Origin of the sequence: Pseudomonas sp. NIBRBAC000502773, from assembly GCF_006517195.1 — a bacterium.
GTDB classification, from domain to species: Bacteria; Pseudomonadota; Gammaproteobacteria; order Pseudomonadales; family Pseudomonadaceae; genus Aquipseudomonas; species Aquipseudomonas marginalis.
Window position 1 is genome coordinate 1,095,862 of the sequence record NZ_CP041189.1, and the last position, 23,025, is coordinate 1,118,886.

Consider the following 23,025-nt stretch of genomic DNA (forward strand, 5'->3'; position numbering starts at 1 on the left):
CTTGCCCCGTGAGAAATTCGGATCAACTGTTTTCGCCCCGCGTTTCAACAGATCCTGCGCCGGGCTTTGGGCGATGATGATGCTTCCGTTTATCCAGCAGGAAATGCCCATGGCCTTGCTCTACAAAGCTGACCCGGTGCGCGGCCGACACTGGCAGGCACTCTTTGCCCAACACGCGCCGGACATCGAATGGCGCACCTGGCCCGACCTCGGCAACCCCGCCGAGGTCGACTACCTGGCCGCCTGGCAGGCACCGGAAGATCTGGCCCGCGTGCTGCCCAACCTGAAGGTGTTGTTCGCCCTGTCGGCCGGTGTCGATCAGTTGGACCTTGATCGCCTGCCCGCGGGCCTGCCGGTGGTGCGCCTGCTGGACCCGGGCATCACCCGCGGCATGTGCGAATACGCCAGTTGGGCCGTGCTGAGCCTGCACCGCGACATGCTGCGCTACCGCCAACAGCAGGTGGCGCGCTGTTGGCAGGCGCACCTGTTGCAGCCGGCTGCGAACCGGCGCGTGGGGGTGATGGGGTTGGGTACCCAGGCCCAGCAGATCCTGGCGACCTTGGCCCCCCTGGGCTTTGCCCTGTCCGGCTGGGCGCGCAGTGCGCACCAGGTGCCGGGGGTTGAGTGTTATGCGGGGGAAGCGCAACTGCCGGCGTTTCTCAGCCAGTGCGATATTTTGCTGTGCGTGTTGCCGTTGACGGAGCAGACCCAGGGAATTCTGGACCGGCGCTTGTTTGCGCAACTGCCACGGGGGGCGGGGTTGGTGAATATGGGCCGTGGGGGGCACCTGGTTGAAGAGGATTTGCTCGAGGCGTTGGAGAGTGGGCAGTTGAGTGGGGCGGTGCTGGATGTGCTGCGGGAAGAGCCGGCGGCACCGGAGCATCCGTTCTGGGGGCATCCGCAGGTGTTGTTGACGCCGCATATTGCGGCGATGACCCAGCCGGAGAGTGCGTTTGCGGTGTTGCTGGAGAATATTCGGCGGTTTGAGCGGGGGGAGGAGATGGTGGGTGAGGTGGATCGGTTGCGGGGGTATTGAGTACCTATTCGGTTCCAAGGCCGTGGGTTCCAAGCCCGCAAGAGCAGGCCAAGGTTTACCTGATGTATGCAGATCAAAATATGGGAGGGGGCTTGCTCCCTCCCACATTTTTAACCCAGTACACCAGGCACAATGCCGGTCGGCTCCAAGGCCGCCGCGCTTTGATCAATTCGTCTCAGTCAACCGGGTCGCAATTGCCAATCCCACATCCTGAGTCGATCCCCGGCCCCCCAGATCCGGCGTCACCACCCCTTCTGCAATCACCGCCTCAATCGCCCGCAATATCCCATCATGCGCCGCCCGATACCGCCCATCCCCATTGCCCAAAAAGTCCAACATCAACGCCCCCGACCAGATCATTGCAATCGGATTGGCAATGTTCTGCCCATAGATATCCGGCGCCGACCCATGCACCGGCTCGAACAATGACGGAAACCGCCGCTCCGGATCCAGGTTCGCCGACGGCGCTATCCCGATGGTCCCCGCACACGCCGGCCCCAGGTCCGACAGGATGTCGCCAAACAGATTCGACGCCACCACCACATCAAACCGGTCCGGCTGCAACACAAACCGCGCACACAAAATATCGATATGCTGCTTGTCCCACGTTACCTCGGGATAGTTCGCCGCCATCAATGCCGTGCGTTCATCCCAGTAAGGCATGCTGATGGAAATCCCATTGGACTTCGTCGCCGCCGTCAGCTTCTTACGCGGGCGAGTCTTGGCCAGGTCGAAGGCAAACTTGAGAATGCGATCAACCCCACGTCGTGTGAACACCGATTCCTGCAGCACGAATTCATGCTCGGTACCTTCGAACATCTTGCCGCCCACCGAGGAGTATTCGCCCTCGGTGTTTTCGCGGATCACCACAAAGTCGATGTCCCCCGGCGCGCGCCCGGCCAACGGGCACGGCACGCCGGGGAACAGGCGCACCGGGCGGATGTTCACGTACTGGTCGAAGTCGCGGCGGAACTTGAGCAGCGAGCCCCACAGGGAAATATGGTCCGGGACTTTGTCCGGCCAGCCCACGGCGCCGAAGTAGATCGCGTCAAAGCCCTTGAGCTGCTCGAACCAGTCCTCGGGCATCATCTGCCCGTGTTCCAGGTAGTAATCGCAGTGGGCCCAGTCGAGCACTTCGATGCTCAGGTCCAGGTCCCAGATCCTGGCGGCCTGTTCCAGTACCCGCAGCCCTTCGGGCAGGACTTCCTTGCCGATGCCATCGCCGGCAATCGCGGCGATTCTGAATGCCTTGCTCATGGTGCATGCCTCGCAAAAATTCAGTTCAAGCCGCCGATATGGAAGGCTTTGACTTCAAGGTATTCGTCCAGGCCGTACTTGCTGCCCTCGCGTCCCAGTCCCGATTGCTTGATGCCGCCGAACGGCGCGACCTCCATCGAGATGATCCCGGTGTTGAGCCCGACCATGCCGAACTCCAGGGCCTCGCCAAAGCGCCAGGAGCGCTGCAGGTCCTGGGTGAAATAGTAGGCACCCAGGCCATACGGGGTGGCGTTGGCCAGGGCGAGGGCCTGGGCTTCGTCGGTAAAGCGCATCAGCGGTGCCACCGGGCCGAAGGTTTCTTCATTGGCAAGCAACATCCCGGCGTGGGTATCGCCGAGTACCGTGGGCTGCACGAACTGGCTGTCGCCGTCGGGGACGGCGCCGCACAGCAGCCGGGCGCCCTGGCTCAGGGCATCGTCGATATGCCGCGCGACTTTGTTCACCGCTGCGGGGTTGATCAGCGGGCCGATGGTCACGCCGTCGTCCAGGCCGTTGCCGACCTTGAGCTTGCCCACCTCTTCCACCAGCCGCGCCGCGAAACGCGCGTAGATACCGTCCTGCACCAGGATACGGTTGGCGCACACGCAGGTTTGCCCGGCGTTGCGAAACTTGCTGAGCATCACCCCGGCCACCGCCTGCTCCAGGTCGGCATCGTCGAACACGATAAACGGCGCATTGCCGCCCAGTTCCAAACTCAAGCGCTTGATGTGCTCGGCGCTCTGGCGCATCAACAGGCGGCCGACGGCGGTGGAGCCGGTAAAGGAAATCTTGCGCACCGCCGGGTTGCCGGTCAGTTCTTCGCCAATGCCGGCGGGTAAGCCGGTGATCACATTGAACACCCCGGCCGGAATGCCCACGCGCTCGGCCAGCACCGCCAGGGCCAGGGCCGACAGCGGCGTGAAGTCCGAGGGTTTGACGATGATCGGGCAACCGGCGGCCAGCGCCGGTGCGCATTTGCGCGTGATCATCGCGTTGGGGAAATTCCATGGGGTGATGGCGGCGCATACGCCCACCGGTTGCTTGAGGGTCAGCAAACGCCGATCACCGCTGGGCGCGGGCATGGTTTCGCCGTAGACCCGGCGCGCTTCCTCGGCGAACCACTTGACGAAACCGGCACCGTAGCGCACTTCGCCACGGGCCTCGTTCAGCGGTTTGCCCTGCTCGCAGGTCATGATCAGCGCCAGGTCATCGAGGTTGTCGATCATCGCCTGGTACCAGCGCTCCAGCAGCGCCGCGCGTTCGGCGGCCGGGCGGGCGCGCCAGGCAGGCCAGGCACGCTCGGCGGCTTCGATGGCGCGGCGGGTGTCCACCGCGTCCATGGCCGGCACCTGGGCAATCACGTGGCCGGTGGCCGGGTCGCGGATGTCCAGGGTGGCGCCGCTGTCGGCAGCGATCCACTGGCCATCTACGTAGGCGAGTTCAGCCAGCAGGCTGGGGTCTTGCAAGCGATTCTTGAGCATGGTCGAGTCCTGATCCGAGACACGCTCCAGTCTAGGGAGGCGCCGCAAACGAGGATGCCGAAAGCGCGGTTAAAGCAGCGTGCCGTGCTGAAATTCACCCCAGGACGGCAGGCTCTGCTAAGCCGTCAGCGAACCGAGCAAGCCTTGCAAAAAGCGCTCGCCGGCGTCCATCTGGCTGATCTCGATAAACTCGTCGGGCTTGTGCGCCTGCTCGATGGAACCCGGCCCGCACACCACCACCGGTACGTCCAGGCGCTGCTTGAACAGGCCGCCTTCGGTGCCGAACGAAACCTTGGAGGTGCCGGTGCCCGGCGCGGCGAATTGCTTGAGAAAGCGCACCGCCTCGACACTGGGATGGGTGTCGAGGCCAGGATAGACGTTGATCGTTTCGATCTCGATGGCCGCCACGCTGGACAGCTTCTGCGCCTCGCGCACGATCACCTCGGCGCGCTCGCGCATCTGCTCCAGGAACGCGTCCAGGTCGTCCGCCGGCAGGTTGCGCACTTCGAAGTCCAGGGTGCACAGGTTGGGCACGATATTCAGCGCCTTGCCGCCGATAATCTGGCCGACATGCACGGTGCTGTAGGGCACGTCATAGTCGTTGTCCTGGGCGCCGTGGCGTTGCAACTGCTGCTGACTGTCACGCAGGGCGGCGATAAAGTCGCAGGCCACGTGGATGGCGTTGACCGAGCGCGGCGCCAGGGATGAATGCGCCTCCTGGCCTCGGCAGTACGTGCGGTAGGAGCCCTTGCCCTTGTGGCCGAGGACAAACTGCATGTTGGTCGGCTCACCGATCACACACAGAAACGGCCGCACCGGCGCCAGGTGCAGCACGTCGAGCAAGCGCCGCACGCCGACGCAGCCGATTTCTTCGTCATGGGACAGGGCCAGTTGCAGCGGGCGGTTCAACGTGTGGTCGGCGGCATCCAGCATGGCGTCGATGGCCAGGGCGATAAAGCCCTTCATGTCGCAGCTGCCGCGCCCATAAATGCGCCCGTCCTGCACGGTGGCGGCAAAGGCGGGAAAGGTCCAGGCCTGCCCCGCCGCCGGCACCACGTCGGTGTGCCCGGACAGCAGCACGCCGGGCTGTTCCTTGGGCCCGGTGCTGGCGAACAGGTTGGCTTTCTTGCCGCTGGGGTCCTTGACGATCAGCGAGTCGATGCCCTTGCTCAGCAGCTGGTCGCGCACATACTCGATCAAGGCCATGTTCGACGCCGATGACACGGTGTCGAAGGCCATCAGCTGTTTCAGAATCTCCAATACGCGGGGTTTCATGAGGCCTGGCTCCGTTGCTCGGCAGATGGGGCGAACCGGGTGATGGAGAACGGCTCGATCGGGGTGCTGGTGCTGCCGGTGGCAAGCAGTTCGGCCATCACATCGCCGACGCCCGGGCCCAGCTGGAAACCGTGGCCGCAGAACCCGAAGGCATAGAACAGCCCGTCGACCGTACCGCTGGGGCCCATCACCGGCAGCGAGTCCGGCAGGTAGCCTTCGATGCCGCTCCACACGCGGATGATGTTCAGGTTGCCGACGCCCGGCAGCAGGCGGCGCATCTGGCTGACCTGGTTGAGGATGCTGCGCGGTTCCACGTAGGCGCGGCGGTTGAGCATATCCGGCTTGCTGCGGTAGCCGCCGCCGATGACGATATTGCCCCGGGGAATCTGGCGGAAGTAGATCACCTCTTCGGGCACCTTGGTGTACACGCCGATCACCGTGGGCAAGGCATAAGGCACCGGCTCGGTCACGGCCATTTGCGGGCCGTGGGTGTCCAGCGGCACCGGTTCGCCGAACTGCGCCGAGAGCTTCTGGCCCCAGGCGCCGGCGGTGATCAACAGTTGCGCGGCGTGGAACTGGCGGCCGTCGGTGGTGGTGACCTGGAAGTCGGCGCCGACCTTCTGCACCTCGGCCACTTCGGTGCGTTCTTCGATCTGCGCGCCCAGGCGCCGGGCGGCGCGGGCAAACGCCGGTGCGGCCAGGCGCGGGTTGGCATGGCCGTCGTGGGGCGCATAGGAGCCGCCCTTGACGTCCGGGCCGAGGAAGCCGAAGCGTTGATGCAGTTCGGCGCCGCGATAAATCTTCAGGTCCAGTTGTTGCGCTTCCGGTGCGGCGGCATAGGCCTCCAGCTCGGCGATTTCATCCTCGCGGTAACACACGCGCATATGCCCGCTGGGGATGAATTCCAGGTCGTCGTCGATCAGTTCCGGCAGGCGCTTCCACAGCGCCCAGGAGCGATTAGCCAAGGCCAGCTGGCCGAGGAAACGCCCTTGCCGGCGCACATTGCCGAAGTTCACACCACTGGCGTACTGGCCGATCTGGTCGCGCTCCAGCAGGATTACCGATTGCCCGCGACGGCGCAGAAAAAACGCGGTCGCCGAGCCCATCAGCCCCCCGCCGACAATCACCACATCGGCTTTTTGCACGCTCATGACGAGACCTCCTCGGTGATCAGCATCGATAACGGTTTGACCGGCGCCTGGCCGCGCTGGCGCCCGACCGCCTGCACCGGCACGCCGGCAGCGGCGGCGATCACTTCGGCCCCGGCCTGGGAGCAGTAACGCCCCTGGCAACGGCCCATGCCCACGCGGCTGAACGCCTTGGCGCGATTGACTTCGCAGGCGCCCTTCTCCTTCACCGTGCGCCGTAACTCGCCGGCGCTGATCATCTCGCAGCGGCACACGATGGCGCTGTCCGGCAACGCCTTGGCCTGTTCGCTCGGCCACGGGAACGCCTGGGCCAGGCCCAGGCGGAATTGATCCATCACCGCCAGGGCCTGCTGTTGCTCATCCCGCAGGCCGGTGTCGACCGGTTGTTGCAGGTCTTCCAGCAGCGCCAGCGCCACCAGGCGCCCGGCATGCTCGGCGGCATCGGCGCCGCGAATTTTCGCGCCGTCACCGGCCGCGTACACGCCCTTCACCGAGGTGCGTCCGGCGTCATCCGTGGCCAGCCACCATTGGCTCGATGCCTCATCGAACGCCATGCGACAGCCGGCCAGGTCACCCAGCTGGGTTTCCGGACGCAGGTGGTAACCCAGCGCAACGGCATCGGCCTGCACCGTGACGGTCTGCCCGTTGCCGGTGGCGAAGCGCACACCGCTCACGCCATTGGCCGCGTCGCCCATCACTTGCAGCGGCTTGACCCCGAGGTGCACCGCCACCTTGGCGCGGTACAGTTGCGCCAGTAGCTTGATCCCGGTGAACAGCACGCCGGGCCGCGCCAGCAGTTTGGGCAAGGCTTTCAGGCGCAGGCTCAGAGGCGAGGTGTCGAGCACCGCCGCCACGTCGGCGCCGGCCTTCACATACTGGCTGGCGACCAGGTACAGCAACGGCCCGCTGCCCATGAACACCACGCGATGGCCGATGGACACGGCCTGGTTTTTCAAGGCGATCTGCGCCCCGCCCAGGCTGTAGGTGCCCGCCAGTTGCCAGCCCTCGATAGGCATCAGGCGGTCGGTGGCGCCGGTGCAGAGGATCAGTGCGTCGTAATCCACCGTGGTGTGGCGGCCCTGGCTCACGCAGCACAGTTGCCCTGGCGTGAGGTTCCACACCAGGGTGTCGGGGCGGTAGTCGATGGCGTCGCGCAGGCGGTCGAAACTCTGGTGCAGCGCCTGGGCCTTGGCGGCCTCGCTGCCGTACAGGGTCGCGTAGTCGCGGGTGAAGCCTTCTGGCTGACGCCGGTAGATCTGGCCACCGTCGCGGCGGTTTTCATCGATCAGGATCGGTTTGATCCCGGCCGCCAGCAGGGTTTCGGCGCAGCGCACCCCGGCCGGTCCGGCGCCCACAATAACTACCCGTGCAGTGGCCATGTCGCCTCCGGTTGTGTGGTAACGATATCCAGCCCGTCACGGACTTCATTGGAGCAGGCGCGCAGGCGTTCGCCGCTGCGGGTCCACACCCAGCAATCCTGGCACGCGCCCATCAGGCAGAAACCGGCACGGCGGCCGCTGTCGAATTCCGACTGGCGCAGCGCGTTGCCCTGGGTCAGCAGCGCAACCATCAGGGTGTCGCCCTGCAGGGCTTGGACGGCGGCGCCATCCACGGTCAGGCTGACCGTCGGCCGGCCCTGTTCGGCCAGCCTCACAAAACGCGCGTTCATGCATAGGCTCCCACAGTGAGGGTGTTGACGCCCTGCTGGGTACCCAGCAAGTGGGCGCTGTCGTGGTGGCAAAGGATTTCACCACCGTCGTCAAGGCGGCGGCGCGGCGGCGCGGTGCGGTTGCACAGGCCGTCGACGCGCACCGGGCAGCGATTGAGGAAGGTGCACAGCTGCGGCCCATTGGCCCGCTCGCCGAGCGCCGGCAGCGTGTCGCCTGCAGTACCGCAGGTTTCCAGCCAGCCCTGGCGCAACTCGGGCACCGAGTGAATCAACAGGTCGGTGTAAGGATGGAACGGCGGCTCGGCAAACGCCTGGCGACTGCCGGCCTGGACCTTGCGGCCGCTGTACATCACCACGATGTCATCGCACAGCGCGCGCACGGTGGAAATGTCATGGCTGATAAACAGGTACGACACCCCCAGCTGCTGGCGCAGGTCGCGCAGCAGTTCGAGAATCGCCGCACCCACCACGGTGTCGAGGGCCGAGGTCACTTCGTCGCAGAGGATCAGGTCGGGCTTGGCCGCCAGCGCGCGGGCCAGGTTGACCCGCTGCTTTTGCCCGCCGGACAGCTCATTCGGGCGCCGTTCGGCGAGGTCCCGGGGCAGGCGCACCAGGTCGAGCAGTTCACCGATCCGGGCTTGCAGCGCCGCGCCCTTGAGGCCGAAATACATTTTCAACGGCCGACCGATGATGGCCGCCACGCTGTGCATCGGGTTGAGCGCGGTGTCGGCGTTCTGGAACACCATCTGGATCCGCCGGAATTGTTCCGGGGTGCGCTCGGCGAGGCTGCCGCCCAAGGGTTGCCCATCGAAGGCCAGGCCGCCGAGGGCCGGGGTCAGCAACCCCGCCACCACCCGGGCCAGGGTGGACTTGCCCGAGCCCGACTCGCCGATCACGCCGATGGCCTGGCCACGGCGCACGGTGAGGTCGATGTCTTCCAATACCCGAATCGACGGCATGCCGTGCAGGTTCTTGTTGCCGTAGCCGGCGGTGAGGCCGGTGATGGTCAGCAGCGGTACCTCCCCGGCGACGCCGCAGGGCGGGCGAATGCTGCTGTCGGGCCGTGCGGCGGCTAGCAGGCTGCGGGTATAGGCGTGAGCCGGGGCATTGAGCAGCGGCGCCGTGGCGCTCTGTTCGAGGATTTGCCCGCCGTTGAGCACCACGATCTGGTCGGCCATTTGCGCCACCACCGCGAGGTCGTGGGACACGTACACCGCCGTGGCACCGCGCTCGCGCACCACGCGCTTGAAGGCGCGCAGCACGTCGATCTGGGTGGTCACGTCCAGGGCGGTGGTCGGCTCGTCGAGCACCACCAGCAGCGGATCGCTGATCAGCGCCATCGCCGCCATCACCCGTTGCAGTTGCCCGCCGGAGACCTGGTGCGGGTAGCGTTGGCCGATGCGTTCCGGGCCTGGCAGCGCCAGGTCGCGGAACAGGCCGATAGCCTTGGCGTGCAGCTCGGCCCGAGTACCCAGGCCGTGGATCAGTGCGCCTTCGATGACCTGGTCGATGAGTCTTTTCGCCGGGTTGAACGCGGCGGCGGCGCTTTGCGCGATATAGGACACACGGTTGCCGCGCAGGCCCTGCAGTTGGTGTTCGCCCAGGGCGAGCATGTCGTGCTCGCCGACCTGCACCACACCGCCGGACAGCCGACACCCGCGCCGTGCATACCCCAGCAAGGCCAGGGCGATAGTGGTCTTGCCCGAGCCGGACTCGCCGATCAACGCCAGCACTTCACCTTGTTTCAGGGCAAAGCTCACGCCCTTGACGATTTCCACCTCACCGCGTTCGCCACAGGCGACCACGCGCAGGTCTTCGACGCGAATCAATTCAGTCATTTCAATGGCCTCCCGTGCGTCGACTGCGTCGCGAGGACAGATAGTCGATCAGCAGATTCACGCCGATGGTCAGCGTGCCGATGGCCAGCGCCGGAAGGATGATGGCCAGCGCGCCCTGGTTAAGGCCACCGATGTTTTCCCGCACCAGCGAGCCGAGGTCGGCATCCGGCGGTTGCACGCCCAGGCCAAGAAAACTCATGCCGCTGAGCAACAGCACGATGTAGCCGAAACGCAGGCCCAGGTCGGTCAGGACCGGGTTGAGCATGTTCGGCAGGATCTCCACGCACGCCACGTACAGCCGGCGCTCGCCACGGGTACGCGCGACCTGCACGTACTCCAGGGCTTCAATGTTGACCGCCATGCTGCGGGCGACACGGAAGGAGCCGGGGATATAGCTGATCACGGCCGTACAGATCAGCAGCGTCACCGATGAGCCAAACGCCGAGACCATGATCAACGCGAGCATTTTGCTCGGGATCGAAATAAAGGCGTCCATGATGCGGCTGATGATCTCGTCCAGCCACTTGGGCGAGACCACCGACAACAGCGCACAGCCGGTGCCGAAGGTGCTGGCCAGTAACGCCGCCACCAGCGCCAGCCCGACAGTAAAGCGCGCGCCCACCAGCACACGGCTGAGCATGTCGCGGCCCAGGTAATCGGTGCCGAATGGATGCGCGAGGCTGAAGCCTTCGAAGATGTTATCGGACACCACCTCCCCCACCGGATGGGGCGCCAGCCACGGGCCGAGCAGCGCCACCAGCAGCCAGGCGACACACACCACGCCGCCCAGCAGCCCCAGCCACGACGGGCCGCTGGACACCTTGGCGAGTGCCAGGGCGGAGGAGACAGGCTTGGATTTCGCAATGAGGTTGTTCATTGGTTTCTCAGCCTCGGATTGGACAGAATCGCGCACAGGTCGGCGAGCAGCACCAGGCCCAGGTACGCCGCGCAGAACAACATGGTGCACGCCTGCACCAGCGCCATGTCGCGGTTGGTCACGGCATCGACCATCAAGCTGGCAATTCCGGGGTAGTTGAAAATGGTTTCGACAATCACCACCCCGCCCAACAGGTACGACAGGCTCAGGGCGATGGCGTTGGCAATCGGCCCGATGGCATTGGGCAAGGCATGGCGCAGCACGATGCGGATCGGGCTGACGCCTTTGAGGCGGGCCATTTCCACATAGGGACTGTCGAGCTGGTCGATCACGGCCGCGCGAGTCATGCGCGCCATTTGCGCGACGATCACACAGCACAGCGTCATCACCGGCAAGGCATAGGTGCGCATGAATTGCAGCGGTGAACTGATGTCGCTGGCATACGAGAGGGCCGACAACCAACCGAGGTTGACCGCAAAGATCAGCACCGCCAGGGTCGCCACCAGGAATTCCGGCACCGCGACCATCGCCAGGGTGATAAAGCTCAGGCAGCTGTCGATGCGCCCGCCCCGGCCCATCGCCGAACCGATGCCGAGCACCAGCGCCACCGGCACCGAGACCAGCGCGGTGGCGCCCGCCAGCATCAGGGTGTTGGGTACCCGGCCCGCCATCAGTTCACCCACCGGCATGGCGTTGGAGACCGATACGCCCATGTCGCCGCTGAGCAGGCTCATCAACCAGTGCAGGTACCGCAACACACCGGGCTGGTCCAACCCCAGTTTCAGGCGCAGGGCCGCCACCTGTTCAGGGGTCGCGAACTGGCCCAGGGATTGTTGCGCCGCGTCCCCCGGCAGTACCGCCGTGATCGCGAACACGACCATGGACACGATCAACAAGGTCAAGGCCCCGGCGCCGAAGCGCCGGCCGATCAACCACAGTGTATTGCTATTCATCCCACCACCCTCCTCAAGCGTCCAACCACACCTGCTCGGCAAACATGTAGCCCATGAAACCGCCCAGTGGGTTGCTGTCGTAGCCTTTGATGCGCTGGTCGACGCCGTCGATATTGCTGATGAACACCGGCACGCCGATGCCGCAGTGGTCGTGCACCAGGACCTGCATGTCGCCATACATCTTGGCGCGCTTGGCGTCGTCGGTTTCGCCACGGGCCAGCATCAGCAACTGGTCGAACTGATCGTTCTGCCAGCCGGACTCGTTCCACGGCGCCTTGGACTGGAAGAACTGCGAGAACATCACGTCGGCATTCGGCCGGGGGTTGATGTTGCCGAAGCTCAGCGGGTGCTTCATCCAGTGGTTGGACCAGTAGCCATCGCTCGGCAGGCGGTTCACGTCGAGCTTGAGCCCGGCCTGCTTGGCCGATTGCTGCAACAGCACGGCGATGTCCACCGAGCCGGTGGCGGCAGGCGAGGCCATCACGGGCATGGTGATGCTTTCCATGCCGGCTTTCTTCAGCAGGAACCTGGCTTTTTCCGGGTCGTAGACCGTCTGCGGCAAGTCGGTGTTGAAGTAGCGCGAACCCGGCGCAATCGGGTGGTCGTTGCCCACCACCGCAAAGCCACGGAACACCGCGGACTTGACCTGTTCACGGTCGAGCAGCAGCTTCATGGCCTGGGTGAATTCCGGGCTTTTGCCGGGCAGTTGGTCCTGGCGAATGATCAGGTCAGTGTAGTTGCCCGACGGTGCGTCGACCACGCGATGCTTGGCGCTGGCCTTGATGCGCGTGGTGGAGCGCGGGTTGACCTCGTTGATCATGTGCACGTCGCCCGACAGCAGTGCATTGACCCGCGATGGCTCGTCGGCAATCGCGATGAACTCGATCTCATCGAGGTACGGCAGGCCCGGTTTCCAGTAGTTCTTGTTGCGCACCGCAATCGAACGCACGCCGGGCTTGAACTCGCCCACGGTGAACGGTCCGGTGCCGATGCCTTTACTGAAGTCGCTGGTGCCCTCGGGGACGATCAACAGGTGTGACACCGCGAGGATCGACGGCAATTCGGCGTTGGCCGCGCTGAGGCGGATCTGCACTTCGTTCGGCCCGCTGGCCTTGATCTCGGCGAACTGCTCCATCAGCGGCATGACCTTGGAACCGGTCAGCGGGTCTTTGTGGCGATTCAGGGAGAACACCACGTCGGCGGCGGTCAGGGCCTTGCCGTTGTGGAAGGTCACGTCCTTGCGCAGGGTAATGGTCCAGACGGTGGCGTCGGTGTTGTCGATGCGCTCGGCCAGTTCCAGTTGCGGCACCAGGTGCTTATCGAAGCGGGTCAGGCCGTTGTAGAACATGTAGTGGCGCACATAGTCGGTGGACAGCGCGCCCTTGGCCGGGTCGAGGGTATCGGCGGTGGAGCTGGACATGCCGGCCACGCGGATCTTGCCGCCTGGCTTGCCTTTGCCGTCCACGGCGGCCTCGTCGGCGAACAGCTTGCCGGCGGCACCGAACAGGCTGCCCGCACCGGCGGCGGCGACACCGGCCACACCGAGCATTTGCAGGGCGTTGCGGCGCGACATGCCACGGTTGAGACGTTCGAACACCCGCAGGCTGTCCTGGCCGGAGATGAGTTCGGGGGTGTTTTTGTTGTCAGTCATAGCAAGGCTACCTGTCGATAATCGGAAGAATCGAGTGCTCACGGATGTCCGGAGCGTCCTGGAAACACAAACGACGGTGACGCAACAACGGCAACTCAGTGCAAATAGTCCTGGAAGCGGTAGTAAGCCCCCACGAACGGCAGGAACCACGGCTTGCCGAAATGCCCGGGAATCGCCGGCCATTCCAGTTCGCGCCAGGGGTTGGCCGCGGTATTGCCGGCCATGACCTCGGCCATCACCTGGCCCATGTGCACCGACATCTGCACGCCATGGCCGCTGTAGCCCATGGAGTGGAACACGCCGCCATGCTGGCCGGCGCGGGGCAGGCGGTCGGACGTCATGTCCACCAGGCCACCCCAGCAGTAGTCGATCTTCACGTGCGCCAACTGCGGGAACATGTTCAGCATCGCCGCTTGCAGTACCTTGCCGCTCTTGGCGTCGGAGACGCTGTCGGACATGGCAAACCGAGCACGCCCGCCAAACAGCAGGCGGTTGTCCGGGGTCAGGCGAAAGTAGTTGCCGATCATGCGGCTGGTCACATAGGCGCGATGTTGCGGCAGTAACTGGTCGATCAGCGTCTGGGACAAGACTTCGGTGGCGATGACAAAACTGCCCACCGGCACAATCCTGCGGCGGTACCAACCCAGGTCGCCATGCTGGCAGGCACCGGTTGCCAGCAGGACTTGCCCGGCGTGCAGTGAACCCTTGGCGGTGTTGACCTGGTAGCCGCCGGCCTGGGCCTGCCAATCCTTGACCTGGGTATGCTCGTAAATCATCGCGCCGTGCCGCGCCGCCGCTTCGGCCAAGCCGACGCCGAAGCGGCCGACATGCATCTGCACGCCGTTGCGCTGCAGCAGGCCGCCATGAAACTGCGCCGAATTGACCTCAGCACGGGTCTGTTCGGCACTGAGCAGCTCGACCTCGGCATCCACCTCCTGACGGATCAGCTCGCAGGTGCGCGCCAGGCCTTCGTAGTGCATCGGCTTGGCCGCCAGCTTGAGCTTGCCGTTGCGCACCAGGTCGCAGGTGATCCCTTCCTGCTCGACCAGTGACACCACCGTCTGCACGGCACTTTCATAGGCCTGGTAATAGGCGCGCGCCTTGGCGGCACCGAGGCTGGCGTGCAGCCCGGCGTAATCCTGGGCGACTCCGGTGTTGCACTGCCCACCGTTGCGCCCCGAGGCCTCACCGATCACCCGCCCGGCGTCGAGCACCACCACGCTGGCGCCCTTGAGCGCCAACGCCCGCGCCGCCGCCAGGCCGGTGAACCCACCGCCGACCACAGCCACATCGACCTGGCTGGGCAAACCACCCAGCCGGGCACCGGTAAACGCCGGTGCGGTGTCGAGCCAATAGGATTCGCTGCCCATGTCTTGCCCTCAGAGGTGTGCGATTACAGACCGACCAGCGCCGGCAGCCCACCGATGTCGGTGATCTGCTGGTAACCGTAGAACGCGTTGCCCGGCACTTCGTGGCCACGGGCAACGAAGGCTTTGTTTTTGATCTTCATGTCATGGGCCGGCATCAGGTCGTAACGGAAGCTGGACGACACATGCAAGATGTCTTCCGGGCCGCAGCCGAGGTTGTCGAGCATGAATTCAAACGCGGCCAGGCGCGGCTTGTAGGCCTGGGCCTGCTCGGCGGTGAACACCTTGTGGAACGGCGCGCCGAGCTTGTCGACGTTGGACATGATCTGGCTGTCGCTGGCATTGGAGAAGATCACCAGAGGAATCTTGTCGGCAATTTTCGACAGCCCGGCCGGCACGTCCGCATGGGGGCCCCAGGTCGGCACGGCGTCGTAATACAGCTGGCCTTCCTCGCGATAGTCGATACCCCAGCGCTTGCAGGTACGGGCCAGGGCGGTCTTGAGGATTTCATCGTACGGGCGCCAGTCGCCCATGACCTGATCGAGGCGGTAGGCCGAGAAATCCTTGACGAACTGGTCCATCTGCTCGGGCGTGATGCGATCGGCGAACAGCTCGCGGGTCATGGTGCCCATATGGAAGTTGGTCAGCGTACCGTAGCAGTCGAACGTAATGAATTTGGGACGAAGAAAGCTCATTGAGTGCGGTCCTGAAGTTCGTTGAGTGTGACAAGCGTTCGCTGCCCTGGCGGCGCGTTGGCCTCGTTGCAGCACAGGTTCATTACACCACTGTGAAATCAGCATATGCCGTCTAAAAAGACCTGCGCTCAATACAAACCACCGTTTTGGTGGCCGGGCTCAGCAGACTTTGCGGTGCGCGCCAGGCTTGGGCAGGGCCAGTGTTTGTGCGCTTTTAGGGGGCTTTTCGGGGTGCAGAGGCTTAAGCACGGGGGTGGGGGCGGCAGAAAGTGTGGCGGGTTGAACGGTGGGAGGGCGCTCGGTTCCAGGGCATGATCAGTTACCTCCTGATCATGCGTATTAGCCTGTAAACCATGTCCCCGGTTAGAAATGTAAACGATGTCCCCGGTTTGTACCGGGGCAAGCCCCCTCCCACATTTTTAACCCAGTACACCAGACCCAACTCCGGTCGGCTCTAAGGCCGCCGCGCTTTGGCTTTTGATCTCAAATCGCCCCGTCAAACACGCTGGCCGAACGCAGGCTTTGGAGCGTGGGTAACCCGGCAGGACGCCGGGTTAGCCGCGCTGGGCCATGGATGGCCCATCGCGGCGGCCCACGCTCCAAAGCCGGAGTGAGGGCACACCGAGCCTAGGCGAGGTGCCGAGTGTTGGGGCGAAGACCTTTTGGTGGACTTGTTCCCTCAAAACGTACGCCATGAAGCGAGTGTTAAGCAGTTTGCTTCAGTTGCGTTGCGTAGTCATTAGGTGAGCTGTATCCCAGCGCCGAGTGCAGCCGTGCCGCGTTGTAAAACCCATGGATGTAGCTTGCGATTGATGTATGGGCCTGCGCTTTGCTGGGATACACACCGGTGGCTTCTTCCTTCTTGAGTGTGGCAAAAAAGCTCTCTGCCACGGCGTTATCCCAGCAATTTCCTTTACGGCTCATGCTTTGCACGAAGCCTCTTTCCGCGATCATGCTGCGAAAACCGCTACCGGTGTATTGCCGGCCTCGATCAGAGTGAAAAATCACACCGTGATCAACTGGCGCTTTAGTCCAGGCGTTCATGAACGCCTGTTGTACCAAGCCCTCGGGCATACGGTCCGACAGGCTGTAACCCAGCACCTGCCGGGTTTGGACACTCAACACCACAGCCAGGTACAACCAACCCTGGCGAGTCGAAATATACGTGATATCCCCCACCCAGGCGGGCGCCGGGCTTGTCACAGAAAAGCGTCGTTTCAACACGTTCTCAGAAATGGGTTGGATATACCGGTTATCCGTCGAGTGTTTGAACCGTGCTTTGATTTTTCCTCGCAGCATCTCCTCTCTCATCAGACGAGCTACTCGCTTGTGTCCTATCGCGTACGACCGGTTATGAAGCGCCTTAACCATACGTGGTCGCCCATAAGTGCCGCGGCTTGCCCGATGAATCGCACGAATTTCCAAGCGAATCGCCGCATCTGGATCAGGACGTTCCTGGCGCTTCAAATAGTCGTGAAAGCCCGACACCGAGACCTCCATCACTCGACATAACAGCCTGACTGGAAAGTGAGTCCGTTCACGGGCGACGAAGGCGTATCTCAGTTGGACTCTCTGGCAAAGAACGCCGTCGCTTTTTTTAGGATTTCTCGTTCCATTTTAAGCGTGGCATTTTCAGCTCGAAGCCGGGCCAGCTCGCTTTCCAGGTCAGAAACCGGATGCCGGGAGGGAGAACTGAGAGGACGCCCGTTGCGTGCGGCGTCCAGCCAATTCCCTAGGGTTTTGACCGAGATATCCAACTGTCGGGCAGCTTCTCCTCGACCAATACTTTCAGCAAGTGTCACTGCTTGAGCTTTGAAGTCATCGGTGTAGCTGCGGCGGGTTTGCTGTGACATAGGTGCCTCCAAGATTGCGATTAAAATATCGCTTCTTGGCGTCCGCTGCGAGGGAACAAGTCCATGGTTACTTTTGGGTCTTTCCAAAAGTGACCCGCTGTAAGAGCGGAACCATAGGCAGCCGTTACCGCAGGAACGGATATGTACTCACCCCAAAAAAAAGCGGTCGGCCCGAAGGCCGCCACGGAAGCAAGTGCCCTCGCCACAGACCGCTGAAAAAAATGTGTAGATACTTATGCCCCGATGGCAGTGGGTCAGCTACAGATGTATCCACTGACACGGCCTCATCGGGAGCAAGCCCCCTCCCACATTTGTACCGTGTACACCCTTCCTACTCCAGTTGGCTCCAACGCCAACCCCATGGCATTTGCTGCTGCCCCCCAACCCCAATTAAGTAGTAACTGTGGTCTCGCCCCGCACACCGCGAGGAATCTACCGAATATTCCCGGCCCTCTTGCCAGCCTCCAACCCAGGTGGGATACAAGCAACCTGACACCGCCAAAACAACGCTCCACGGAGGCTCGCCATGTCCGCCCTGCCACACCCCACTTATCTCTACCGTGCAATGACCGCAGCCGATCTCCCGGCCGCCCACGATTTGTCGGTGCAACTCAAATGGCCTCACCGCCTGGAAGACTGGGCAATGTTGCAACGGGTCAGCGACGGCTTCGTGGTCATGGATGGCGAGCGGCTGATCGGCAGCGCGTTCACCTGCCCCCAGGGCGACTACGCCACCATCGGCCTGGTGATCGTCAGCAATGACTACCAGGGCCAGGGCATCGGCCGGCGCTTGATGGAGAAGGCCATTGCCGCCTGCGATACGCGCACGCCGGTCCTCAACGCCACCCTCGCCGGCGCGCCGTTGTATGCCAGCCAGGGGTTTGTCGAGTTCGGCCGGGTGCAGCAGCATCAGGGCCAGGCGTTGGTGCCCGCCCTGCCGACGCTGGCCGACGGCGAAACCTGCCGGGCGCTTAACGCCGATGATCACGCCAGCCTGCTCGCGCTGGCCAAGGCCGCCAGCGGTATGGACCGCCGTGAAGTGCTGCGTGACCTGCAGGTGGAGCACGCCGTGGGTATCGAACGCGACGGCTGCCTACGGGGCTTCGCCCTGCTGCGGCCGTTTGGGCGTGGGCGGTGCATCGGCCCGGTGGTAGCGGAAAATATCGAGCAGGCCAAGTACCTGATCGCCACCTTACTGGCCCAGGTGCCGGACACCTTTGTGCGCATCGACATTCCCGTCGCCTGCGGCCTCAGCGACTGGCTCGAACAGGCCGGCCTGAAGAACATCGACACCGTCGCGCAAATGGCCCTGGGTACGCCGCCCCAGGCCAGCCAAGGCGTCCACCCCTTTGCCCTGATCACCCAGGCGATCGGCTGACTTTTCTCCCGGAGCACTCCCCATGTCATCTCCCCGTATCCTGCTGTTGGCACGCGCCGACGGCAGCCGCGTTGCCACGCCTTTCAACAAGGCCGCCTTGAGCGCGCTGGACCCGTTCGGCGACAGCCGCCACCTTGCCTGGATGGGCGACGATGGCGTGTCCGCCGGCGTGGTGTCCTTCAGCGGCGAAGCGGTGGTCGAAGAGTTCCCCCATAGCGAAACGCTGGTGGTACATGCAGGCCATGTCGTGCTCAGTGCCGCGGAACAGACCTTGGAATTGGACGTCGGCGCCAGCGCCGTCATCGGCTTCGGCACACGCCTCACGGTGCAGGCCAGTGCAGGCAGCGAATGGGCGTTCTGCGCGGTCGAGCACGCCGATGCCCCGGTATGCCCCGGCCTGACCCTGCTCGACCCGCACACCCTGCTCAACCCCTCCGCCGCGCCGGAACCCCAGATACTGATCGGCCCCACCCCGCAGTGCCGCGCATTGAACCTGTTCGACGATGCCGTGACCGAGCTGCGCGTCGGCATCTGGGACTCGACGCCCTACGCTCGCCACGGCCGCCCGCACAAACTGCACGAACTGATGCACCTGCTCGAAGGCCGCGTCACCTTGCTGGATAACGAAGGTGGCGAGGTCACGGTGCATACCGGCGACACCGTGTTCGTGGCCAAGGGCGCGCCCTGCGCCTGGACCAGTACGGTGTACGTGCGCAAGGTCTACGCGGTGAAGTGACTCAGGCCTTCAACGCCTCTTCCAGAAACGTCACCAACGCCTGTACGCGCGGGCTGCGCAGTTTGCGCGACGGCACCAGCAGCAGCACCGGTGCGCTGTCAAAGCTCCAGTCCGCCAACACACGTACCAGGCTGCCGCTGGCCACGGCGTCACTCACGTCCCACTGCGAACGCAGCACCAGCCCCAAGCCTTGCTCGGCCCAACGCCGGGCAACGCTGCCATCGTTGCTCAACAACGCAGGTTCCACGCGCAGGGTCTTGCGGTCCTGGCCTTTGCGCAGGTGCCACAGGGTCACGTCCTCATCATTTTCCCGAATGCAGATGCAGCGATGGGACGCCAGCTCATCCGGCGCAGACGGCAGGCCGTGGGCGTGCAGGTAGGCCGGGCTGGCGCACAACCAGCGCTCGTTTGGTGTCAGTGGCCGCGCGGTCCACAGGCTGTCATTGAGATGGCCGATGTGAATCACCGCATCGCTGTCATGGCGATCGGGCCAGGGCGTCTCGCGCAAATCCAGGTGCAAACACAGCTGCGGGTGCAGTTTGGCAAACCGCGCCAACAGCGGTGCGATGCGCTGGCGGCCATAGCCAAACGGCGCCGCCACCCTCAAGGTGCCCACCAGGGTTTCATCCTTGTGCCGGAACGACTCCGGCAGCGCCTCAAGCTGCTCCAGCAACAGCGCGCTCTCCCGCGAAAACCGCTCGCCATCCGCCGTCAGGCTGAGGCGCCGCGCATCGCGATTGGCCAGGCTCAGACCGAGCAGCGTCTCCAACTTGCGCAGGCGCATGGACAACGCCGGCGGCGACACATTCAGGGTGCGGGCGGCGGCGCTCAGCGACTCCGAGCGGGCCAGGGTCACGGCAAGGCGCAGGTCTTCGATGGAAATCATTCAATTTTACTTAATGATTGATGAGTACCGATTGAACCACAGGTTAACGACAGCTGAGTAGAGTGCAGCCTGTCCCCCGCCACACGAGTTCCGCCATGCCCACGCCGATTGCTTCCCTCGACACGCCCGCCGCGCTCGTCGACATCCCGCAGATGCAGCGCAATATCCAGCGCATGCAAGAGCGCATGAACAGCCTGGGCGTGCGTTTGCGCCCGCATATCAAGACCAGCAAGTGCCTGCCGGTGATCCACGCCCAGATCGCCGCCGGGGCCAGCGGTGTCACGGTGTCCACCCTCAAGGAAGCCGAGCATTGTTTCGCCGCCGGCATCCGCGATGTGTTCTACGCCGTGGCCATCGCCCCAGGCAAACTGCCCCAGGCCCTGGCCCTGTGGCGCAAAGGCTGCAACCTCAGCCTGCTCACCGACAGCGTCCAAGGCGCCGAGGCCATCGTCGCTTTCGCACAGCAGCATGACGCACGCTTCGACGTGTGGATCGAAATCGATTGCGACGGCCATCGCTCCGGCCTGGCCGCACAGGACCCGGTACTGATCGACGTCGCCCGAATCCTCAGCAAGGGCGGCCTGCACCTGCGTGGCGTGATGACCCACGCCGGCTCGAGCTACGAGCTGGACAGCCTTGAACCCCTGCAAGCGCTGGCCGAACAGGAACGCGCACTTTGCGTACACGCCGCAGACACCCTCCGCGCAGCCGGGCTGGCGTGCCCCGAGGTCAGCATCGGCTCCACCCCCACGGCCCTCTCGGCGCTGAACCTGGACGGCGTCACCGAAGTGCGCGCGGGGGTGTATGTGTTCTTCGACCTGGTCATGCGCAACATCGGCGTGTGCCAGGCCGATGAGTTGGCGCTGAGCGTACTGACCACTGTGATCGGCCATCAGCCGGACAAAGGCTGGATCATCACCGACGCCGGTTGGATGGCCATGAGTCGTGACCGTGGCACCCAGCGCCAGCGCCAGGACTTCGGTTACGGCCAAGTGTGCAGCGAAGCGGGCGACTGGATCGACGGCGCGCTGGTCAGCGCTGCCAACCAGGAACACGGCATCGTCAGCCTCGGCGCTGCCCACAGTGACGCGCTTGTCACGCGCTTCCCCATCGGCAGTCGGCTGCGCATCCTGCCCAACCATGCCTGTGCCACCGGCGCGCAGTTCCCGGATTATCACGCCGTGGAGGCCGATGGCAGCGTGCACACCTGGAGTCGCCTGCATGGCTGGTAATCGCATCCACTCGATTCATAGCACCCACGCGGCACCGCCGGGCGGGCACTATTCCCAAGCGGTGGCGCATGGCGGCGTGCTGTATGTGTCGGGGCAACTGCCGGTACGCGCCAATGGCGAGCACAGCGCCGGGCAACCGTTCGCAGTGCAAGCCTCGCTTGCCCTGGATAACCTGGTGGCGATCCTCGGTGAAGCGGGCCTGGGCCCCGATGACCTGCTCAAAGTGACGGTCTACGTGGTCGGCATCGAACACTGGCCCACCTTCGACCGGATTTACGCGCGCTACCTGGGTGAACATAAACCGGCCCGCGCCGTGGTGCCCGTGCCGGTGCTGCACCATGGCTACCTGATCGAAATCGAAGCGGTGGCCCGTGCCACACAGGAGCAGCCTGCATGAACCCGCAAAAAAGCGCTGTGCTGATCATCGGCGGCGGCATCATGGGCGCCTCGTCGGCGTTTTTCCTGCGCCGCCGCGGCTGCTCGGTCACGCTGCTGGAACGCGACCAGATCGGTCAGTACGCCAGCGGTGTGAACTTCGGCAATGTGCGCCGCCAGGGCCGCTACCTGGGGCAACTGGAACTGGCCAACCGTTCGTGGGCACTGTGGAAACGCCTGCCGGAGTTGATCGACGACGACCTGGAATTTATCCCCAGCGGCCACATGCGCGTGTGCTATCGCGAAGATGAAATCGCCGAACTGGAGGCCTACGCCGCTGCGCCGGAAGCCGCGCAACTGGACCTGAAAATCTATCGCGGCGCCGAGTTGCACCAGCGTTTCGGTTTCCTCGGCCCCGAGGTGAAAGGCGGCTCCTACGCGCCCCACGACGGCCACGCCAACCCCCGCCTGGCCGCGCCGGCGTTTGCCCGCGCCGCACAGCGCCTCGGTGCACGCATCGAGGAAAGCACCGAAGTCGCCGACGTGGAAAAGGTCAACGGCCTATTCCACGTCACCACCACCGACGGTCAGTTGTTTGTTGCCGAGCAACTGTTGATTACCGCCGGCGCCTGGGCCGCGCGCCTGTCCGAGCGCTTCGGCGAGCCGGTGCCACTGGAGCCCAACGGCCCGCAGATGTCGGTGACGGAACCGGTGCCCTACGCGCTGAAAACCGTGATCGGTGTGTTCACCAAGCTCAAGGAAGAGGTGATCTACTTCCGCCAGATCCCGCGCGGCAACATCATCATCGGTGGCGGCGCCCGCTGCACGCCGGACATGCTCAACCGCCGCGCATTTTTCAAGCCCGAGAGCCTGCTCAACCAGATGCGCCAGATGAAACGGCTATTACCGGGCGCCGAGAAGCTGAACATCATTCGCGTGTGGAGCGGCATCGAAAGCTATACACCCGACTCCCTGCCGGTGATGGGCCCCAGCGGCAACGTGGACGGGCTGTTTTATGCCTTCGGCTTCTGCGGCCACGGCTTCCAGCTCGGCCCGGGCGTGGGGGATGTGATGGCCGAACTGATCAGCACCGGCAGTACCAGCACCTTGATCAGCCCGTTCGATATCCGGCGCTTTACCCAACCTTCGACAGTGCCTGCAAACGCCCCCACCACAGGAAAACTCATATGAGCCTCACCCGCCTGCCGGATTCAGCAGATTATCCCTTGCAGCGTTGAATAACGGCATCTTTGCGCGGGAGGCTTTTGCTAGCTTATCCGGACACCGGGCCGTGCTGTTTGCAGCGCCTATTACCGCT

The 23,025-nt window shown here is 64.2% G+C and carries 21 protein-coding genes; 6 read left to right on the forward strand and 15 right to left on the reverse strand.

Going from position 1 to position 23,025, the window contains the following annotated elements; translation table 11 throughout:
- Positions 1–109: 109 nt before the first annotated feature.
- Positions 110–1,036 carry a glyoxylate/hydroxypyruvate reductase A gene (locus tag NIBR502773_RS04885; protein WP_141157822.1) on the forward strand — a complete coding sequence of 309 codons (927 nt, stop codon included), beginning with the start codon at positions 110–112 and terminating at the stop codon, positions 1,034–1,036.
- Positions 1,037–1,201: 165 nt separating this feature from the next.
- Here NIBR502773_RS04885 and NIBR502773_RS04890 read toward each other — a convergent pair whose 3' ends face one another.
- The 14 genes from NIBR502773_RS04890 to NIBR502773_RS04960 all read right to left on the reverse strand — a co-directional run bounded on the left by NIBR502773_RS04890 (position 1,202) and on the right by NIBR502773_RS04960 (position 17,100).
- Entirely contained in the window at positions 1,202–2,293 is a 1,092-nt protein-coding gene (locus NIBR502773_RS04890; protein WP_141155524.1) for a tartrate dehydrogenase, read from the reverse strand.
- Between the two features lie 20 nt (positions 2,294–2,313).
- Positions 2,314–3,774 carry an NAD-dependent succinate-semialdehyde dehydrogenase gene (locus tag NIBR502773_RS04895; protein WP_141155525.1) on the reverse strand — a complete coding sequence of 487 codons (1,461 nt, stop codon included), beginning with the start codon at positions 3,772–3,774 and terminating at the stop codon, positions 2,314–2,316.
- Positions 3,775–3,891: 117 nt separating this feature from the next.
- Entirely contained in the window at positions 3,892–5,049 is a 1,158-nt protein-coding gene (gene argE / locus NIBR502773_RS04900) for an acetylornithine deacetylase (protein ID WP_141155526.1), read from the reverse strand.
- Positions 5,046–6,200, reverse strand: a complete 1,155-nt coding sequence (locus NIBR502773_RS04905) for an FAD-binding oxidoreductase (RefSeq protein ID WP_115486990.1) — start codon at positions 6,198–6,200, stop codon at positions 5,046–5,048. The genes argE and NIBR502773_RS04905 overlap by 4 nt, the downstream gene beginning before the upstream one ends.
- On the reverse strand, positions 6,197–7,576 hold the full coding sequence (locus NIBR502773_RS04910) for an NAD(P)/FAD-dependent oxidoreductase (RefSeq protein WP_141155527.1): 1,380 nt from the start codon (positions 7,574–7,576) through the stop codon (positions 6,197–6,199). Before NIBR502773_RS04910 ends, NIBR502773_RS04905 begins: the two co-directional genes overlap by 4 nt.
- Positions 7,558–7,866: a (2Fe-2S)-binding protein gene (locus NIBR502773_RS04915; protein ID WP_065940275.1), complete on the reverse strand. Its 309-nt coding sequence runs from the start codon at positions 7,864–7,866 to the stop codon at positions 7,558–7,560. The genes NIBR502773_RS04910 and NIBR502773_RS04915 overlap by 19 nt, the downstream gene beginning before the upstream one ends.
- Positions 7,863–9,704 (reverse strand): ABC transporter ATP-binding protein, encoded by a 1,842-nt coding sequence (locus tag NIBR502773_RS04920; protein WP_141155528.1) that lies wholly within the window; start codon positions 9,702–9,704, stop codon positions 7,863–7,865. Before NIBR502773_RS04920 ends, NIBR502773_RS04915 begins: the two co-directional genes overlap by 4 nt.
- A 1-nt stretch (position 9,705) precedes the next feature.
- Complete coding sequence (locus NIBR502773_RS04925) at positions 9,706–10,581, reverse strand: ABC transporter permease (protein WP_027607459.1); 876 nt, start codon at positions 10,579–10,581, stop codon at positions 9,706–9,708.
- On the reverse strand, positions 10,578–11,534 hold the full coding sequence (locus tag NIBR502773_RS04930; protein ID WP_027607458.1) for an ABC transporter permease: 957 nt from the start codon (positions 11,532–11,534) through the stop codon (positions 10,578–10,580). The genes NIBR502773_RS04925 and NIBR502773_RS04930 overlap by 4 nt, the downstream gene beginning before the upstream one ends.
- A 13-nt stretch (positions 11,535–11,547) precedes the next feature.
- On the reverse strand, positions 11,548–13,185 hold the full coding sequence (locus NIBR502773_RS04935; protein WP_141155529.1) for an ABC transporter substrate-binding protein: 1,638 nt from the start codon (positions 13,183–13,185) through the stop codon (positions 11,548–11,550).
- Positions 13,186–13,280: 95 nt separating this feature from the next.
- Positions 13,281–14,555 carry an FAD-binding oxidoreductase gene (locus NIBR502773_RS04940; RefSeq protein WP_141155530.1) on the reverse strand — a complete coding sequence of 425 codons (1,275 nt, stop codon included), beginning with the start codon at positions 14,553–14,555 and terminating at the stop codon, positions 13,281–13,283.
- Between the two features lie 23 nt (positions 14,556–14,578).
- A complete protein-coding gene (locus NIBR502773_RS04945; RefSeq protein ID WP_065940281.1) occupies positions 14,579–15,247 on the reverse strand; it encodes a haloacid dehalogenase type II in 669 nt (222 codons plus the stop codon).
- A gap of 705 nt (positions 15,248–15,952) precedes the next feature.
- Complete coding sequence (locus NIBR502773_RS04955; RefSeq protein WP_141155283.1) at positions 15,953–16,810, reverse strand: IS3 family transposase; 858 nt, start codon at positions 16,808–16,810, stop codon at positions 15,953–15,955.
- On the reverse strand, positions 16,807–17,100 hold the full coding sequence (locus tag NIBR502773_RS04960; RefSeq protein ID WP_078833403.1) for a transposase: 294 nt from the start codon (positions 17,098–17,100) through the stop codon (positions 16,807–16,809). Before NIBR502773_RS04960 ends, NIBR502773_RS04955 begins: the two co-directional genes overlap by 4 nt.
- Positions 17,101–17,626: 526 nt before the next feature.
- Between NIBR502773_RS04960 and NIBR502773_RS04965 the strand changes: the two genes are divergently transcribed.
- Together NIBR502773_RS04965 and NIBR502773_RS04970 are read left to right on the forward strand one after the other, a co-directional pair.
- Positions 17,627–18,478: a GNAT family N-acetyltransferase gene (locus tag NIBR502773_RS04965; protein WP_141155531.1), complete on the forward strand. Its 852-nt coding sequence runs from the start codon at positions 17,627–17,629 to the stop codon at positions 18,476–18,478.
- A 22-nt stretch (positions 18,479–18,500) separates the two neighbouring features.
- The gene (locus tag NIBR502773_RS04970; RefSeq protein ID WP_141155532.1) at positions 18,501–19,214 is read left to right on the forward strand and encodes a cupin domain-containing protein; all 714 of its coding nucleotides are present in this window, start codon (positions 18,501–18,503) and stop codon (positions 19,212–19,214) included.
- 1 nt (position 19,215) lies between these two features.
- Here NIBR502773_RS04970 and NIBR502773_RS04975 read toward each other — a convergent pair whose 3' ends face one another.
- Complete coding sequence (locus NIBR502773_RS04975; protein WP_141155533.1) at positions 19,216–20,100, reverse strand: LysR family transcriptional regulator; 885 nt, start codon at positions 20,098–20,100, stop codon at positions 19,216–19,218.
- A 95-nt stretch (positions 20,101–20,195) separates the two neighbouring features.
- On the opposite strand from NIBR502773_RS04975, the gene NIBR502773_RS04980 reads away from it, so the two are divergent.
- From NIBR502773_RS04980 to NIBR502773_RS04990, 3 genes are read left to right on the forward strand one after another with little or no spacing between them, the layout of a single operon-like run.
- Positions 20,196–21,332, forward strand: coding sequence for a DSD1 family PLP-dependent enzyme (locus NIBR502773_RS04980; protein WP_141155534.1), 1,137 nt, complete (start codon positions 20,196–20,198; stop codon positions 21,330–21,332).
- Positions 21,322–21,729: a RidA family protein gene (locus NIBR502773_RS04985; RefSeq protein WP_141155535.1), complete on the forward strand. Its 408-nt coding sequence runs from the start codon at positions 21,322–21,324 to the stop codon at positions 21,727–21,729. The genes NIBR502773_RS04980 and NIBR502773_RS04985 overlap by 11 nt, the downstream gene beginning before the upstream one ends.
- Positions 21,726–22,898, forward strand: a complete 1,173-nt coding sequence (locus tag NIBR502773_RS04990; RefSeq protein ID WP_141155536.1) for an FAD-binding oxidoreductase — start codon at positions 21,726–21,728, stop codon at positions 22,896–22,898. The genes NIBR502773_RS04985 and NIBR502773_RS04990 overlap by 4 nt, the downstream gene beginning before the upstream one ends.
- The last annotated feature ends 127 nt before the right edge of the window (positions 22,899–23,025 follow it).